Genomic DNA, 16,607 nt, shown 5'->3' on the forward strand with positions numbered 1-16,607 from the left:
TTACTCAGCAGCGAATGGGTTTTTATGATCATATTGGTTATGATGGACGACATCCGATTTTAAATACTCATAAATATCATCCACGATTTCAATACCGTTTTCCTTGTAATCCGCGATGACCAGATCATTATTTTGTCCAGGGTATAGGACTTTCGAGAAGCCCGGTGCTGGTTTGACCTGATTTAAATCTTCCATCGTTTGCGTAATATCTTTTTTGAATTCAGTGATTCCTGTAAAGAATGCTGGATTGATGACGATATGAAGCTGACCTAATTTCCGGTACTCTGACAAATCTTCATACATCGAGGAAACTTTGTTACCGAATGGAAGTCCAAGAAGGATCCCTGAAAGGACATCCACCATCATCGCTAGACCATAACCTTTTGGTCCTGCAATCGGTAATAATGCATTTACATTAAACGCATCTGTTGTCGGTTCCCCATTGCTGTCCACCGCCCAAGTATTTGGAATGGCTTCATTCTTTGAACGAGCATGCAGGATTTTCCCCCAAGCTTGTACAGTTGTCGCCATATCCAATGTAATCTTGCGATCATCGCTACTTGGAGCAGCAAAGGCGATCGGATTGGTTCCATAATAAGGCTCGGCACCGCCAAATGGTACGACCATTGGATCCGATTGGCATACGGAAAAGCCGATAACATCTGCGTTTGCCGCTTGTTCCGTGAAATAAGAAATGGCTCCACTGTGAGAAATGTCTCTGACGCCGACAATGGCAACACCATTCTCTTTCGCCATTTTAATGGCTTCATCCATAGCTAACTTCGCTGCGGTATGACCATTTCCGCCGTCTCCGTGAAATACGCCGGAGCATGGGCCGGTTTGTTCAAATCGGAAGTCCGGATTCGTATTGATTCCGCCCTTTGCGATTCGTTCTGCATAATACTCCACGCGCATAGCCCCGTGGGAATGAATGCCTCTTGCGTCAGCAAACGTCAGTACGTCTGCCGCGACATCAGCATGCTCTTCGTTCAGGCCAGCTTTATGAAGCTTCGTTTTGATTAGACCTTTTAAGTCCTCTCTGCTTACTCTCATCGTGACACCTCTTTAATTGGGTATATTATAATGATGCATCCCGATTACAATCTTTAGAATACACATATGTCAATGGCTCTCTACCTACTGCATAGGCTGCTTGATGCACATATGGTGCCATAAAGATGTAATCACCTTTTTTAACTGGAATCCATTCATTGTCTAGGTTATACATACCCTCACCAGATAGAAGGTAAGCACCGTGACCTTGGTAATGCGTTTCAACAAATGGGTGGCTTGCTGCAGGATCGAATGAAAGGATATGGAAGTTCATGTCGAACTCAAGATCCAATGGCAAGAGATCTTTAAGGTGAACGTTGTGCATATCATCATAATCCATATACTCGATGTTATTCGCATGGCCGGAAACAACCCAAGGTTTGCGTCCGTTTGCTAGTGGCGTATGTTTTTGTTTGTATAGGAAGAGACGGGAATCACCAGCTTCCAAGTTTTCCAAATACATTTTTACGCCTGGAGGGCAATAGAGGTAGCCGCTCTCTTCGAGAATGAATTCTTCGTCGTCCGCTTTTGCTTTTACTTTACCGCTAACGACATAAACGAAGCATTGTACGTCTTCTTCACCGCAGTAACCTTCGCTGTTTTTTCCGCCTTCGTGCAATGTCACCATGTAGTCGACAAAGCTTGCACCCAGTTTCGGTGAACCTAAAATGGAGATTCTGCAATTTTCAAAGCCAGGAATAACATTATTCACTAATCCTTCTGGAGCGATTAGTGCATATTGACCAGGTTTAATAATCGATCTGCTTGATAGTAAATCTTTTGGATAACCCATTGTTACATTCTCCTCTGTTTGTATATATTTCCAGGTGAACACCTGACTTTCACAACATTCATGTACCAGCGAATTATTCTTTATAGCCTAATTCGTAAAGCGCACCGATCAGTGCTTTCACGCCTTCTGCCAAATCAGTTGGCTCTGTAAACTCAGCAGGATTATGGCTAATCCCTTTCAAGCTCGGAACAAACAGCATAGCTGTCGGTACCACAGGAGCAAAGATCTGGGAATCGTGTCCAGCTCCACTGTGCATTAGCTTATAATTCAAGCCGTTATCTTTACATTGTTTCTCAATGAGCTCAACAACCTGTTGATTCATCGGGACTGGATCTTCATCCATCCACATGTCAATCGTCATTTCAACTGTGTGCTCTTCCGAGATGTCTTGCATTTTAGCCGTCATCTGTTCTGTAAAAGCAACCAATGCTTCTTTATCCGTATGACGGACATCAATTGTGAAAATAGCTTTTCCTGGTACTACATTCACAATGTTTGGAAGCGCTTCGATTTTCCCGACTGTTGTTACAAGTGGATCTCCGGTTTCCCTGGACATCGATATAATCTCATAGATCATTTGGCTTGCTGCAAAAACAGCATCTTTTCGATAGCCCATCGGCGTTGTGCCCGCGTGATTAGCTTCGCCTGTTATTTCAACCGTATACCGTCTTTGCCCAACAATGTTGTTTACGACACCGACTGAAATTTTTTCTGTTTCTAAGACGCTTCCTTGCTCAACATGCACTTCAACGAATGCTTTTAAATCCTCGCGCGGCCCTTTGGACTCGTCTCTGAAGCCAAAGCCTGCATTTTCCATTGCTTGAACAAAAGGAACGCCGTCGAAATCATTGATGTTTTCAACGTCTTCGCGCTTCGCAATACCCACAATGTTTTTAGAGCCCCAGAATGAGTAAGGGAAACGACTTCCTTCCTCTTCAGCCATGGAGACAACTTCGATGTTTCGAACGGGTTGACCGAAATGCTTTTTCAAGTATTTCAAAGCCAAGATGCCAGCGACAATGCCATAAGCACCATCAAAGCGACCGCCGTTTTTCACAGTATCGACATGGGAGCCTGTCAAGACCGTTTCGTTTGTGTTTTTCCCTTTTAAGGTACCAAATAAACTTCCAACTTCATCAAAACGTGCTTCTAAACCTTCACTCTCTATCCATTCTTTAAGTGCGTTCTGACCTTCGACCCACTCTTTTGTATAGAGTAAACGTGAAACACCGCCTTGAGGATCTTTTCCAAATTCAGCTAACCATTCAAGTCTATCAGCTGTTTCTGTCGCTAGTTGATCAAGATTTTGTATTGTTTCTTTAATGTCATTTACCAATTTCCATCGCCCTTTTCCTCGCTATGTAAAAATTGTCTGTCATTACTGTAAAGAGTGTATTACTATTTAGTTCATGCAGTTTTATGATTCATGCAGGTCATAGGCACTGAATCATATCATTTTTCGCGTCTTTTTGGCTCCATTAACCATTGTAAACGTTTCGCCCCCAATAGTCTTTAGCTCAAATGGATAAAGTTCCAGCTTTTTTTTAGCTACTTTGGATAATTAGAAGGACAACGGAATTGAAAAGAGGCAGCCCATTCCGCTGCCTCTTTTAGGATTCTTGATTCTCTCGCTGGATCAGTTCATGAATCTTCAATCCGACCCGTACAGATAGCATTTCTTCCGAATCGTCAAAATCCATACCCGTTATTTCTTTGATTCTTTCCAAACGATAGACAACTGTTTTACTGTGTATAAAGAGCTGTTTGGCTGTTTGCGTAACGTTTTGATTGCACTCCAGGAAGGTTTGCAATGTTTTTAGCAAATCTGCCTGATTGGCTTGTTGGTATTCAAGTAATTCTTTCAAAGAATGGGGGATGAATTGAATAAGTGCAGAGGAATCTTTTATATGACGCAGCAGTCTGAAAATCCCTAATTCCGAAAAGGCCGTAATCGATTCCAAGCCGTTCAACGTCTCACCTAAATCTAGCGCATCATGGGCTTCCCGATAACTTTTCGGAATGTCGGTAATATCGCTGACTGCACTCCCTATGCCAACTTGAACCGCAATCTCTTTAACTTGTTTGTTGACAAGCGCTTGAATCTTTTGGGAAATGCCCTTGATCTCTTTCATCCAGGAAGGATCATTCGGGTTTGTCCTCTCCACTTTCCACAGGACGATAAACAAATTGCTCCGATTCGAAATAATGCCATTCGGCAAATAATGATGGATCGCTTCGTGCACGAGGTAATGACTTCGATCGGAAAGCCCGCTTTTTTGTTTCAATACACTGTCTGTCAGGCGATTGATTTTGAAGAGAACCGCTACAAAAGGCCCCATGAAATCCCAGCCGATGACATTCGCTTTTTCATAAATGGCGCTGATGGATTGGATTTTGCCACTAATAAGCTCTTCAACGAGGTCATTTTTATATTTCTTCTCCACTTCCTCAACCGCAAACTGCTTGACCAATTCAAGTGACAAAGAAATGGCCGCATTTTCTACGGCGATCAAGTCCAGTTCGCCTAGCGATTTATTGATTTCGCCAATCAATAAATACATTTTGTTATCATTCAGTGTTTCAATCGGAACGACAATTTGATGCCCTTTACAATTATCCAATTCCGGGTATTTGACGATCTGCCGATAATGTGGAAATTTAATGCCTACTGTCGGTTCATAAAAATGGACTTTTTCAACCATTTCGAACGTCTCAAGGCCAGGGTATGTCGAAATCATGCAACTGAAGTTCCGATCAAACAAAGCAACCGGATTGCCGATCAGTTCTTCCAAAGTGTTAATAATCTTCTCAAGGCCTTCATCAGCAAGGGACAAGGCCGTGAAGCGGTCATGGATCTCCTTATAATACTGCAGTTTGGTGACCTGATGATTAAAAAGCTCCCCCATGATCGGATACATAACATCGACGAAAGGGATCTCATTCGGCAATTGGATGACCGGCATCATGAAAGTTTCGCCCGCTTCAATCAATTGATTGGAAATGTCCGCATTGGATTGTTTGAAAACGAACGCGCTCACTCTCTTTTCGGCTAAATTTGCAAAAAACGCCTTTATTTCTTTTTCATCGAAGTTTCGGATTGAATAGAGACTGGTTAAGATCACTTCTCCGCCTTTAATCCATCTTGCAAGATCCGGGCCTTCCATGATGGTTACCCCTTCAATTGTATTATGAATATAATGTTGCCCCCCTAAAATCACAGCATCTTTCATTGGCTCCATGGCCAATAAATCTTTCACCTTAAGCTCCATTTGCCGCCGTCCTTTCCCTATCAGTGGTATTGTTAGTGGTAACCTCATCTCTCATGCGCGATTGACATCATAAAAAACATTCCTCGAAATTTCGTCCATTTTATTATACAATACTAAAATAATGCGTGACTGCTTTAACAATGAATGAAAGAAAGAGTGTGACATCATGTTGAAAACAACTATCGTTTTTAAGAAAGAAAAAAATTTCGAGCTCAAAGGAGATTTTTATCCTGCGTCCCAAACAAACCGTCCCGTCATTATGTATATCCACGGCGGCGGTCTTCTTTGGGGTTCGCGTGAAGATATGAAATCCGAGCAGATCGAATATTACCATAAAGCCGGCTTTAACATCTTTTCAATCGACTATCGCTTAGCACCTGAATCCAAGCTACCCGCAATCAAAGAGGATATTGCTGATGCCTTGGATTGGGTTGAAAAAGAAGGCGCTCAGCAGTTTGACTATGATCCAGAAAACATTGCTGTCATCGGAAGCTCCGCAGGCGGATTTCTCGCCCTCCTGACAGGGACATTCACGAAAAAACCGAAAGCTATCGTTTCTTTTTACGGGTATGGGGATATTCTCGGAGACTGGGCTTTAAAGCCAAGCCCCCATTATGCAAAAATGACGAATGTTCCAAGGGAACTTGCTAAAATGCTCGTTTCAAACGACATCATTTCAGTCGGTCCGATTGAAAAACGGTATGCGCTTTATATGTACGCAAGACAGCATGGTGTTTGGATCGAGGAATTGACTGGCCTTATTCCTATTATAGAAAAAGAAGAACTGTCGAAGTATTGCCCACTTAACCACGTTCATGCTGATTTCCCACCAACCCTCCTTCTCCACGGAACCAATGATGAGGACGTCCCCTATGAGCAATCTGTCTTGATGGCCGAAGCGTTAAGAAAAAACGGCGTGGATGAACAATTCATCACTATTCCCGACGGCAAGCACCAATTCGATGAAGATTGGGAAAACCCGGTCGTTCAGCATGCTTTCGAAGAAGTCATCTCTTTCTTGACTCGCAAACTCATATAAGATCACAAAAGGGCTGAGATCAAATTCTCAGCCCTTCTTTATGCTATTCATTCATTTTGTCTGCAAATCGGTTTTATCAGGAATAGAGCTTGTGTCTTCCTTTTGCTTAGCTTCCGCTTCTACACCGTACTTATCCCATTTGAACAGGTTTTCCAAAAGAAGTGCTAGCATGATCCCGACTAGCAAACCACTGCTCAGCAATGGACGGACCACACTTGGAATGGTAATAAAATAAGATGCAGGAAGGGTCATGATCACAACGCCTACGAACAAAGGAACAGCGGAACGGTAAACGTTAACTGTATTGAATTCAACTTGCTTAAAGAAGTTCAAGGAAGAATTCAACAGCAACAAATACGAAACAAATAACGCTGCACTACCAATGCTTAGAGGAATCTGTGAGAAAAAGTGTCCTAGCGGCGGGATAAGCCCCATTACGAGGAACATAAGTCCACCAAGTACAAATGGAATTCTATTTATAATTCCTGTTTGGCTTAAGAAACCAATCGATGAAACATAAGGTGAATTGGGAACAAGACCAAAAATACCTGCGATTAACGTAAATACACCTGTAATCGTAAATGATGCTCTGTATTCGGACTTCTTCGTTTCCACCTCATACATACTTTCTGTCCCTTTTAATGCGCCAAACGTATTCGCCGTATTTAAGAGTCCAGCTAAAATAGTCGTAATGATAATGCCGACGTCCCATGCCGGCTTGCCCAATGGGAATAACTCAAGCGCAAACTTTGTATTTTCGCTGATAGGGCTTTCCGGTTTGAAAATAATTGCAAACGCTATCCAGCCAACAATAATTCCAATTAGCAATCCATAACGTCGAATACTTGAAGGTGCCTTTACGCTAATAACGATTACAAGTATCGCGATGATAATGGATAATAATGAAATGGATAAATGGATATTTGCGCCCTCAGATTGATTGCCAAAAGGAATGCCGAGCATCCCTTTTAAAAAGATGCCGATCAATTGACAGCCGAACAGGAACATAAATACCCCCATTACCGCAGGCGTAAACAATTTAGCGATGTGTGGCCCAAGTCCTGTTATACCGATCAAAAAAGTCAAAATGGCGGTAATGATAATACCAACCGTCAAGCTGCCGCCTAAAACAGGCAAAGGCATCCCTTGCGCCGCAGCCGTCGTACAAAGCGTTAAAATAACACCCCACCAAAGGCCGGATTGCCCTTCCATGATGGCGCGCTTATGTCCTAGAAACGCTTGGACGATACATGCAAGTCCTGTCACGATAAAGGATAACTGTAGCATATTGACAATCGTCTCTGGCGACAGATCAAAGGCCGCTCCGACTGTAACCGGTATGACAACAATATTCGTAAAAATAAAAAAGAGCCACTGTAAGCCCGAAATCCAATTGCTTGTTTTTAATAACTCTTTGATAACAATCACCCTTCTTTTCTTTTTTTGAGGAGTACAGCAGCTTTTATACCCATCAACACGCCCACTAACGTATCTGTTCCGGACGTATGGCCCATTTTCTTCATCTCTTCAAGAGCATGCAAGAATTCAGTCCCCCGCGGTTTATCCATAACATAACATAACTCAAGGAGGTGTGAATGAAATTTGTTTTCAGTCGCATACAAAAGATATTCCAACGCAATATGCGTGGTCCGTTTTCGACCATGTTCGGCCAAATAGGATTTCAGCTGTTGTCGAAACGTTTGGTCAGTGCCCTCCAACGCGGAAAGGGCCGCACAAATCCCCGTTATACAATCGTCTCCGCTTGGTGTCAGTCCGAGCCCCCTGCCAATCCAATAATCAAAAACTTGTTTCGCATCCAAATCTCCAGGATGACTGACAAGCTTCTGCAAGCTTTCGAGCTTCTCTAAAACAAGATTTCCCTCATCGGAGGACGATGAATCCAGCAAATAATCGACGATCCGCTTTTTTTCTTCCTCTGTTTCGGCCAGGCCCGTTTGCCAATCTGCTTTCAGAAGCCTGCTTGCCACAAACTCAAAATTGTCTTTCAGATAAGAACGCTCGCCATCCAATTGTCGCATCCGATGATCTGTCCATTTCACCTGACTGAGCAAAAGGAAAATCCCTCCGGGTAAAATGATGGACATGGACCTTTTATCCCAATAAACGGCCTGATTCACGCTCATTAGCTTGGTCAAGTGCTTGGCAGTTGCTTGGTCAAGCCCCATTCCGAATGGAGCGAGCCCGTTCTCGACTGCACCGACATGGATGAGTTCTTCGCCAAAGGCTAAATTGAAACTATTCGTAAAAACACTATGGATTTTCCCTTTTGGGTTTTTGTCAAGTATACGGGAAACATCTTCACTTGCTGCAGGCACCGTCAATCCAAACACTTCGTTATGATTACCGAAAGCCCTATCCATTGAATCAAACAATCTCTTCACCTCAAAACTTGATTCTAACCGTTTCCTAGCTTCCCCTTTTTCCACACTTTCATCTGTTCTATTTTATAGCCAACCATTTCGAATGTCATTGTCTAAAATGACCAATTTATAATTTGATTTTTGTTTACTTTTCACGTAAAATTAAGGAGCGATAGACAACTCGAACAAAAGAAGAATTGACATAAGCGTAAATTCACCAAGGTGGAGTTGATCGTTTGTAGCTGTAGAATTTTTTTCATAAAGAGGGTATTGACATGAAAACCATGAACGATTTATTAATCTTAGAAGGCATGAAAGAAAGCATTGTACTTGCCGGCCATCGCGGTCTAACAAGAAACGTGCAATCTGTTAATATATCTGATACGCCTGACGTAATTCATTTTTTAGCTAAAAACCACCTTCTCCTTACCACCGGCTATGCATTCAAGGATGATACGGAGAAATTCTGCGAGTTAATCAAACAAATGCATGAACTCAATTGTTCAGGCCTGGTCATTAAAATCAATCGATTCTTTAAGCACTTGCCGGCCGAGGTGAAATTACTGGCTGATGATCTGGCATTCCCGATTATTGATTTACCAACTCAGCATACACTCGGGGACGTTTCCCGCCATATCTTGAATTATTTAAATGACCATGAAGCCGAACAATTATATTATGCCTTACATGTTCAAAAAGAGTTCTCCAATATGCTCATTAAAGGCTACAGTTTAAATGCCTTGTTGGAACAATTAGGCCATTTCTTGGCGCGCCCTGCCCTTTTATTGAACCATAGGGGGGAAAAAATCGCTCAAAGTCACGACTTTTCAAAAGAATCGATGAAGGCGATTGAAAAGGAAATTCTGCAAGAGGTAAGAGAAAACTTACCGGCTGCACGGGAAGGGGCTACTTTTACCATCCCGTCACAGGAACAACAATCCGTTTCCACATTTCCGGTTCAAACGAAGCGCCAATATCCAAGCATGCTGGTCATCTTCGATTCACTCACTTTGCCCTACCCTTCTTCACAAATGGCGATTGAACAGGCGGGGAATGTCATCTCGTTTACAATTATTAAAGAACAGGCAATTGAAGAAAACTCACGATTATTGAAAAATAACTTCTTTGCGGATTTAATCGAGATGAAGATCCATTCGGATGAAGAGATTTTCAGCCGGTCCAACTACTATGGGTTACAAAAAGACTTGGAAAATGTCTGTGTAATTTGTACGATTGATGCCCAAGGCGAAAGATATGATAATCTGCAATTGTACGAAAAAAAGGTGGGGGAACTGCATAATAGCGTGTATGACCAGCTTGAAGATGAAATCATACATGGAAATTTAGAAGCGACTTTATTTACAAAAGGTAAGTACTTCGCTATGATTTTACAATTCTCGGATTATAGCGATCAAGAAATCAATACCATTACTGAATTTATCGAAAACATTCAAGCCAACTGCAATGGGGATTTTAGTCTTTCTTTCGGGGTCAGCCATTCCGTGCCTTCCCTTAAAGATATACCGACAGCTTATTACGAAGCCGTGGAAGCTATCTTGAATGGATACGACCAGAATATGAAGGGCTTTACCCAATTCTACAAAACAAGGGATTTAGAAGAATTGTTAAATACCCTACCCCGTAAAGATTTAAGAGCGCTTTACGAAAACACTTTAAAATCATTGGCTTATCCCAAAACGAAAGAAGATCAAGAATTAATAAAAACGATCCAAGTATACTTGGATACCCAATGTGAGTTTTCGGAAACCTCCAGAAAATTATTCATTCACCGAAATACGGTCAAATATCGAATCGAAAAAACAGAAGAGCTGCTTAACTGCTCACTCCGCGATCCAGCCGATTCTTTACGGATCCGCGTAGCACTCATTATCGGTTCCATATTAAAAGCGGATGAAGAAGCATTTGAAAACTAGAAATCCCATAACCGAAGCTAAAGCGAAATCCCTAACCTTGAGCGGTTAGGGATTTTTGAATTTAGGCATTCGCCTTTTGTTTAGCCGTGATTTCGCCATTTTCGAAAACGACTTCACCGTTGACGATCGTCGATTGGACTTTCCCTTTAAATGTCATGCCGACATAAGGAGAGTGCTGATGACGGTAGAATAAATCTTCATTCTTCAGTTCAAAGCTTTCTTCTAAATTGACAATCGCTAAGTCAGCATCGTATCCTTCAGCAATTGTCCCTTTATTTTCAAGTCCAAATAATTTCGCCGGGTTTGTCGCTGTTAAAGCAACAATTTTTTCTAACGGAAGGTTTCGTTTGAAATATCCTTCAGTTAATAGAATGTTCAATGTGGACTGAGCACCTGAAATTCCGCCCCAACCTTCGAAATAGTTGTCCGTGATTGTTTTCATAGATGCCGGAGCTGGAGAGTGGTCAGAAGCGATGACATTAATTTCACCGTTTGCAACCGCAACCCATAAATCTTCGACTTCATCTTCATCACGTAATGGAGGACAGCATTTTGCCAATCCACCTTTTTCTTCAAGATCTTTGACAGTCAGTGCTAAATAATGCGGGCAAGTTTCAACTGTAATATCTACGCCTCTGTCTTTCGCTGCCTGAATGACTTCCACGACTTTTCTGCTGCTCGCATGGACAACATGTACTTTACAGCCCGTCGCTTCTGCATAAGAGATAATGCGTCTTACCGCTTCAATTTCAGAAATGATCGGTCTAGATTCCACGAAATCTCTTGCTGTCGTTTTACCTTGCGCTTGCTTCTCCGCTGCAAGTTGATCACAAATCACAGTACTTTCAGCGTGAACAGCAAGTAGGGAGCCAAGCGTTGCGATTTCTTTCATCCCTTTGAAAATCGTTTCATCATCCACATGATTGAAATCAGCGATACCGCTCGGTGACATGAACGCTTTAAAACCAATGACACCGTTTTCGTGGAGCTCTTTTAAATCGTTAATATTTTCCGGAACAAGTCCACCCCAGAAACGAGGATTCACAATCGACTTTTCATCGGCACAAGCCTTTTTCAAATCCAAGTTCGCTTTGTTGATCGTTGGCGGTGTGCTGTTTAACGGCATATCGAAGAAAGTTGTTACGCCACCAGCTGCTAAGCCTCGGCTTCCTGTTTCAAGCCCTTCCCATTCTGTTCTTCCCGGCTCGTTAAAGTGCACATGCGTGTCAATTAATCCCGGCAAAATATGAAGACCTTCTGCATTGATTTCTCGACCTGCGGAACCTTCAAGAGGCTGGCCAATTGATACTTTTTGGATTTTGCCGTTCTGAATCGCAATATCACCTTGAACAATGGATTCTGCTGTGACAATGTTCCCGTTTTTAATGATTAAATCGTATGTAGTCATCTTTCATTCCTCCAAGTAATTTTCCCTTTGCCATTGCCGGCTCTGACAATGACAAAGGGATGGATTAAAATCATTTTTGAGCAGAAATTAATTTTCCGACCGGTTCTCCAACGATTCCTTGTTCTAAATCGAATACGATATTTCCGCGAACAATCGTTTTTGTGACACGGCAGTCAATTTTTCTGCCTTCGTATGCACTATGTTTGTTTTTGTAGTAAAGGTCTTCCCTTTTCACTGTATATGATTGGTTCGGATCCACTAAAATGATATCCGCATCTTTCGTAACCGCGATTTCACCTTTATGGGAAATATTAAAGCGTTCAGCAGGATTCGTTGCGATCAAGTCAACAAATTTATGAACCGGAAGTCCACGTTGTTTAACCGCCAAATCAAACATCAGGTCTACGTTGTTTTGCGCTCCGCTAATGCCACCCCATGCTTCCCAAAGATTTCCTTGCTTCAAATCTTCCGTACATGGTGAATGGTCAGACGTTAACCAGTCAATATTTCCAGCTAGCAGCTCGTCCCATAATTTTGCTTGGTCTTTCGCTTTTCTGATTGGCGGTTGACATTTTGCCTTCGGACCAATTTCATCAACTTGCTCAGCAGTAAAGGCAAAATAATGCGGGCATGATTCTACTGTTACATCTACACCTTCTTCACGCGCTTTCAAGATCGTCTGAATGGCCTCTGACGTACTAATATGCACAAGATGCAATTTACAGCCTGTTTCCTTAGCAAAAAGGATTGCACGTTGAACAGCTTCCACTTCTGTGAAAATTGGGCGGGATTCCGCATACTCCACTCCGGAATTTTTGCCTTCTCTTGCAAATTCCTTCGCAAGGCCAGAGGGAACAGCTGCGTTTTCTGCGTGGATACAAAGAATTTGATCTAATTCAGCCAACTTTTGCATACCTTTGTACAATGTGAAATCATCCACATTTACGAAATCATCCGGAATATCACTTGTAATATCGGATAAGAAGCATTTGAAAGCGAGAACGCCAGCGTCAGACATTTCCTTTAGCTTATCCACATTCCCAGGGACGAGTCCGCCATAAAATGCATAGTCGACGTAGTTTTGGTCAACAGCTGCTTCCAGCTTCAAATCCAATGCAGCTTTGTTGGTTGTTGCTGGCAGGGCATTCAGCGGCATTTCCACATAGCTTGTTGTCCCACCGGCAGCTAATGATTTCGAACCCGTTTCGAATCCTTCCCACTCTGCACGTCCAGGTTCGCTGATGTGTACATGTGTATCAATCATTCCCGGCATGACATATTGGCCAGTTGCATCAATGACCTCTTTCGCATTGTCTGTAATATTTTCAGCGATACAAGAAATCTTTTCATCTTTAATACCGAGATCGACCTTGTAAACACCGTCACGCAATACCACATTTCCGCCTTTAATAATTAAATCAAATGCCATTTGAATTTCCCCTTTCAACTATCAATCATTTTCATTTTTAACACTTTTTCCAAACATCAGTTTCGTCACTTCTTACGTTAACTATTCTCCTCTTGTAACTCTGGAGTTTTTTCTAACAGAGTTCCTTTAGACTGCACGGATTGAAGCACGGTGTAAAGAACAAACGCAGTAATGATCCCCACAAACCAGGACATATCGTAAAGCGGCTTAAAGAAGGGAACAACATTACCAATCAAACAAACGACGCCTGCAATGACTGTTGTGACAATCGCATTGATATTGAAGCCCTTTTTATAATAATACCTACCCTGTTTTGCATCATATAACGCATTTAAGTCAATTTTCGTTTTGGATAGGATGAAATATTGGGCTAACATAATTCCAGTAACCGGAGCTAATATCCCGCCAACAATATTTAAAAAAGTAAACACGCTCGTTGCACTTTCCATCAATTTCCATGGCATAGTCAGAATTCCAATGATCGCTGCAATAATTGCACCGGATTTGAAAGTAAGTTTTTTAGGGAATAAGGAAGCTAGTTGGTAACCGGCAGGTACAATATTCCCAGTAACGTTAACCGATAATGTTGTCAAACATAGAGTAAGAACGGAAATTGCAATTGCAAACGTCCCGTCAAATCGAGCGACAACATCTAATACGTTCCATATCGGTGTCCCAAAAGCGATTTCAGATCCAACAATAATCGCGATACTGGCAACCGCAAATAATAGATAGGCCACAACAAGTCCGGCAGTTTGTCCAATCGCTTGCGTCTTCGTAGATTTCGCAAGCTTCGTGAAATCTGAAACGTTTACAATCGGTGCCGCCCATGCTGCAATCACGGCTGTTACAGCGGCGATGAAGATAATTATTTTATTTCCTGTAACTCCGGAGCCGGTATACGCTAAAATGGGACCGATTCCACCTGCTAAGTTAATGGCCCAAATTGCCATTCCTCCAAAAACAATGTAAACAAGAGGTGAGAGGATATTTGTAAATTTCCCTAAGAACCCCATTCCTCCATAGATCAATGCAACATTAAATAACCAAAAGAGTAAAAAAGAAAGCAATGCCGGCAATGATAATCCCAATAAGCTCCAATCTCCGCCTAACATTAAATACGTCGGCCAAAGCTTTCCAATTAAGATTGATAATGCCTGGCTTCCTGCGTAGGTTTGAAACCCGAACCACATAATCGCCGAAATAACGCCTCTTAAAACACCAGGAATCATTGCGCCTTTCGGTCCATATGATAAACGCAGTAGCATCGCAAACGGCAATCCATATTTTGAGCCCGCATGACCATTCAGAACGAGCATCGCTGCTATTACAAGGGAAGCAACCAAAATGGCCGTAAAAACTTGGCCGACTGACATTCCTAAAGCAAAAAGGCCGCCAATGGCAATATAGTTTGGAATGTTATGAACAGAACCCATCCAAACGGAGAAAAAATTCCCTATGCCCCAATTTCGATTTTCTTCAGTTGTCGGCAAAACATCATCACTATAGCCTGCAGACATCGCTTTTTTTCTATTAAACTGATCCAAAAAGTATTCCTCCTTAAATGATACTACTCACTATCAAAACCTTTGTTCGTACGCGCCAAGCAGTTTTTTCTTTGTTTGCGTACTCTATTGAACAATAGGGTTCAGCGACAATGTCCGATTAGCACTGTTTTCACTCCTGAAAGTTTTAGTGCTATAGTGAATAGTGAACAACATCATTATACAAAATAAACAGCGATACTTCTTTAGGTCAGTTAACCAAAAATATCAACTTTTATTATGTATAGTGACTAAGGAAGGTATGGATTATATACACTTTACACAACCGTTTGTGCAATTTGAACAACCAGAATTACCCCTTGGAGATAGATTCTCAAAGAGGTAATTCGAAAGGTTTTTATTTTTCAAAAATCGTTCCTTTTTTGAAGCTTGACCCTTTAAAGGCAAACTTCGATAGAAGATAGTAAGATATTCCTGCTACGACTACACCGATGATCCATGCAAGATCGACTACTAAGAATGCAGATGCCGCACCGATCAGCATCGCGAGCAAGCCAGCTGGATTATACCCGGCATATGGACCGTCTTCATTGTATAAATCAGCAACATCCACACGCTGCTTTCTTAAAATATAATATTCGACTAACAAAATCGAAATAACAGGTCCTAAAAACGCGGAATAAATTAAGATGAACATATTCAAACCCGTAGCCGATGATTCTTGAATTAGCAACCAAGGGAATGCACATAGAGCAAGCAATCCTGTGATAATTGCAGATGGCTTATATTTCAGTTTCGTCAACATTGTAATCACATAGACTGGCGGAATAATGTTTGCCACCATATTTGTCGCAATTACCGTAACGACGATAAAGGCAGATACACCTACAGAAATATAAGGGTTATCAATAACGATCGGGAGTGCTTGTGCAGGATTCGTAATACCAGTTGCAGATGCAAGCATTGCCCCGATTACAATAACAAAACCGTAAGAAAGCGTAATCGGCAAAAAGTATAATGCTCCGCGCTTCTTATCACTCAAACCCGTTTTCAACTCTCGAGAATAGTCAGCTGCACTTACAAAGATTCCAGCATAATTCCCTAGGAAGACCATAATGAGTCCGAAGAACGGTAAGCCCCATGAGCCTTTTGCTTGTACCCAGTTTTGTGCAATTTCAGTGCTATAGTTTGACATGAGAATTCCAAATACATAAATAAGCCCCACCATAAATACGACAGATGCAATCGTTTCTACCCATTTAATCGCATGGAAGCCAAATAATGAAAGTACAATTTGGACTACTTGAAGCGCAACAAAACAAATGAAAATATTATCAAAAGATCCACCTGTAACTATCTTCGCGATCTCATTTAGGGCAGTTCCGCCAATCCAGCTTTGAATACCGTACCAGACAATAGCAGGTATACCACGTAATAGTGACGATATAACTGTTCCTTTTATCCCAAAGGACATTCTAAGTTGTACAACATATGGAATTCCTTTTTTATAGCCGAGTCGATCATTTAATGCAAAAACAGTGGAGATGATGGCAATTGCAGCTAGAGCTGCCAGGATCGTCTGGAAGATGTTCAATGTTGCCACTCCCGCTACAATTACACTGGCTCCTAACGTCATATTCCCTAAATTGACACCATCGCCTATCCACATGAAAATATAGTCTTTCGGTTTAACTGTCCGATCTTTATCGTTTTTTGGATGTAACGATTCGTCTAATCCCGTGGCATGTTCAACCTGCGTCACTTGTGCATCGTAATTTTCATTTATTGTAGACATT

General features: G+C 41.8%; 12 protein-coding genes. 2 read left to right on the plus strand and 10 right to left on the minus strand.

Annotation, left to right across the window (positions count from 1 at the left end; translation table 11 throughout):
• From allD to ACFPRA_RS04580, 4 genes are all read right to left on the minus strand, one after another.
• Nucleotides 1-1,053, minus strand: coding sequence for an ureidoglycolate dehydrogenase (allD, locus tag ACFPRA_RS04565; protein WP_381431190.1), 1,053 nt, complete (start codon nt 1,051-1,053; stop codon nt 1-3).
• A gap of 25 nt (nt 1,054-1,078) precedes the next feature.
• A complete protein-coding gene (allE, locus tag ACFPRA_RS04570; RefSeq protein WP_381431192.1) occupies nt 1,079-1,846 on the minus strand; it encodes a (S)-ureidoglycine aminohydrolase in 768 nt (255 codons plus the stop codon).
• 73 nt (nt 1,847-1,919) lie between these two features.
• Nucleotides 1,920-3,182, minus strand: a complete 1,263-nt coding sequence (gene allC / locus ACFPRA_RS04575; RefSeq protein ID WP_465269693.1) for an allantoate deiminase — start codon at nt 3,180-3,182, stop codon at nt 1,920-1,922.
• Between the two features lie 274 nt (nt 3,183-3,456).
• The gene (locus ACFPRA_RS04580; RefSeq protein WP_381431194.1) at nt 3,457-5,115 is read right to left on the minus strand and encodes a PucR family transcriptional regulator; all 1,659 of its coding nucleotides are present in this window, start codon (nt 5,113-5,115) and stop codon (nt 3,457-3,459) included.
• A 166-nt stretch (nt 5,116-5,281) separates the two neighbouring features.
• Here ACFPRA_RS04580 and ACFPRA_RS04585 point away from each other — a divergent pair, with 166 nt between their 5' ends.
• Nucleotides 5,282-6,154 (plus strand): alpha/beta hydrolase, encoded by an 873-nt coding sequence (locus ACFPRA_RS04585; protein WP_381431196.1) that lies wholly within the window; start codon nt 5,282-5,284, stop codon nt 6,152-6,154.
• Nucleotides 6,155-6,205: 51 nt separating this feature from the next.
• On the opposite strand, the gene ACFPRA_RS04590 is transcribed toward ACFPRA_RS04585, so the two are convergent.
• Together ACFPRA_RS04590 and ACFPRA_RS04595 are read right to left on the minus strand one after the other, a co-directional pair.
• Nucleotides 6,206-7,582, minus strand: a complete 1,377-nt coding sequence (locus tag ACFPRA_RS04590; protein ID WP_381431198.1) for a uracil/xanthine transporter — start codon at nt 7,580-7,582, stop codon at nt 6,206-6,208.
• Nucleotides 7,579-8,547 carry an oxamate carbamoyltransferase subunit AllH family protein gene (locus ACFPRA_RS04595; RefSeq protein WP_381431200.1) on the minus strand — a complete coding sequence of 323 codons (969 nt, stop codon included), beginning with the start codon at nt 8,545-8,547 and terminating at the stop codon, nt 7,579-7,581. The genes ACFPRA_RS04590 and ACFPRA_RS04595 overlap by 4 nt, the downstream gene beginning before the upstream one ends.
• 263 nt (nt 8,548-8,810) lie before the next feature.
• On the opposite strand from ACFPRA_RS04595, the gene ACFPRA_RS04600 reads away from it, so the two are divergent.
• On the plus strand, nt 8,811-10,469 hold the full coding sequence (locus ACFPRA_RS04600; protein WP_381431202.1) for a PucR family transcriptional regulator: 1,659 nt from the start codon (nt 8,811-8,813) through the stop codon (nt 10,467-10,469).
• Nucleotides 10,470-10,530: 61 nt separating this feature from the next.
• Here the strand turns inward: ACFPRA_RS04600 and ACFPRA_RS04605 are convergent, their stop codons facing one another.
• From ACFPRA_RS04605 to ACFPRA_RS04620, 4 genes are all read right to left on the minus strand, one after another.
• A complete protein-coding gene (locus tag ACFPRA_RS04605; protein WP_381431204.1) occupies nt 10,531-11,877 on the minus strand; it encodes an allantoinase in 1,347 nt (448 codons plus the stop codon).
• Nucleotides 11,878-11,947: 70 nt separating this feature from the next.
• Nucleotides 11,948-13,306, minus strand: a complete 1,359-nt coding sequence (allB, locus tag ACFPRA_RS04610; RefSeq protein WP_381431207.1) for an allantoinase AllB — start codon at nt 13,304-13,306, stop codon at nt 11,948-11,950.
• Between the two features lie 77 nt (nt 13,307-13,383).
• Nucleotides 13,384-14,853: an allantoin permease gene (allW, locus tag ACFPRA_RS04615; RefSeq protein WP_381431209.1), complete on the minus strand. Its 1,470-nt coding sequence runs from the start codon at nt 14,851-14,853 to the stop codon at nt 13,384-13,386.
• Between the two features lie 355 nt (nt 14,854-15,208).
• The gene (locus tag ACFPRA_RS04620) at nt 15,209-16,606 is read right to left on the minus strand and encodes an NCS1 family transporter (protein ID WP_381431211.1); all 1,398 of its coding nucleotides are present in this window, start codon (nt 16,604-16,606) and stop codon (nt 15,209-15,211) included.
• Between the last annotated feature and the right edge of the window lies 1 nt (nt 16,607).

The organism is Sporosarcina soli (genome assembly GCF_042655805.1).
Lineage (GTDB): Bacteria > Bacillota > Bacilli > Bacillales_A > Planococcaceae > Sporosarcina > Sporosarcina soli.

Excerpts from the sequence above, each read along its gene's own strand:
- allD (WP_381431190.1), bottom strand. The coding sequence starts at position 1,053 with ATGAGAGTAAGCAGAGAGGACTTAAAAGGTCTAATCAAAACGAAGCTT.
- allE (WP_381431192.1), bottom strand. The coding sequence starts at position 1,846 with ATGGGTTATCCAAAAGATTTACTATCAAGCAGATCGATTATTAAACCT.
- ACFPRA_RS04580 (WP_381431194.1), bottom strand. The coding sequence starts at position 5,115 with ATGGAGCTTAAGGTGAAAGATTTATTGGCCATGGAGCCAATGAAAGAT.
- ACFPRA_RS04585 (WP_381431196.1), top strand. The coding sequence starts at position 5,282 with ATGTTGAAAACAACTATCGTTTTTAAGAAAGAAAAAAATTTCGAGCTC.
- ACFPRA_RS04600 (WP_381431202.1), top strand. The coding sequence starts at position 8,811 with ATGAAAACCATGAACGATTTATTAATCTTAGAAGGCATGAAAGAAAGC.
- ACFPRA_RS04605 (WP_381431204.1), bottom strand. The coding sequence starts at position 11,877 with ATGACTACATACGATTTAATCATTAAAAACGGGAACATTGTCACAGCA.
- allB (WP_381431207.1), bottom strand. The coding sequence starts at position 13,306 with ATGGCATTTGATTTAATTATTAAAGGCGGAAATGTGGTATTGCGTGAC.
- ACFPRA_RS04620 (WP_381431211.1), bottom strand. The coding sequence starts at position 16,606 with ATGTCTACAATAAATGAAAATTACGATGCACAAGTGACGCAGGTTGAA.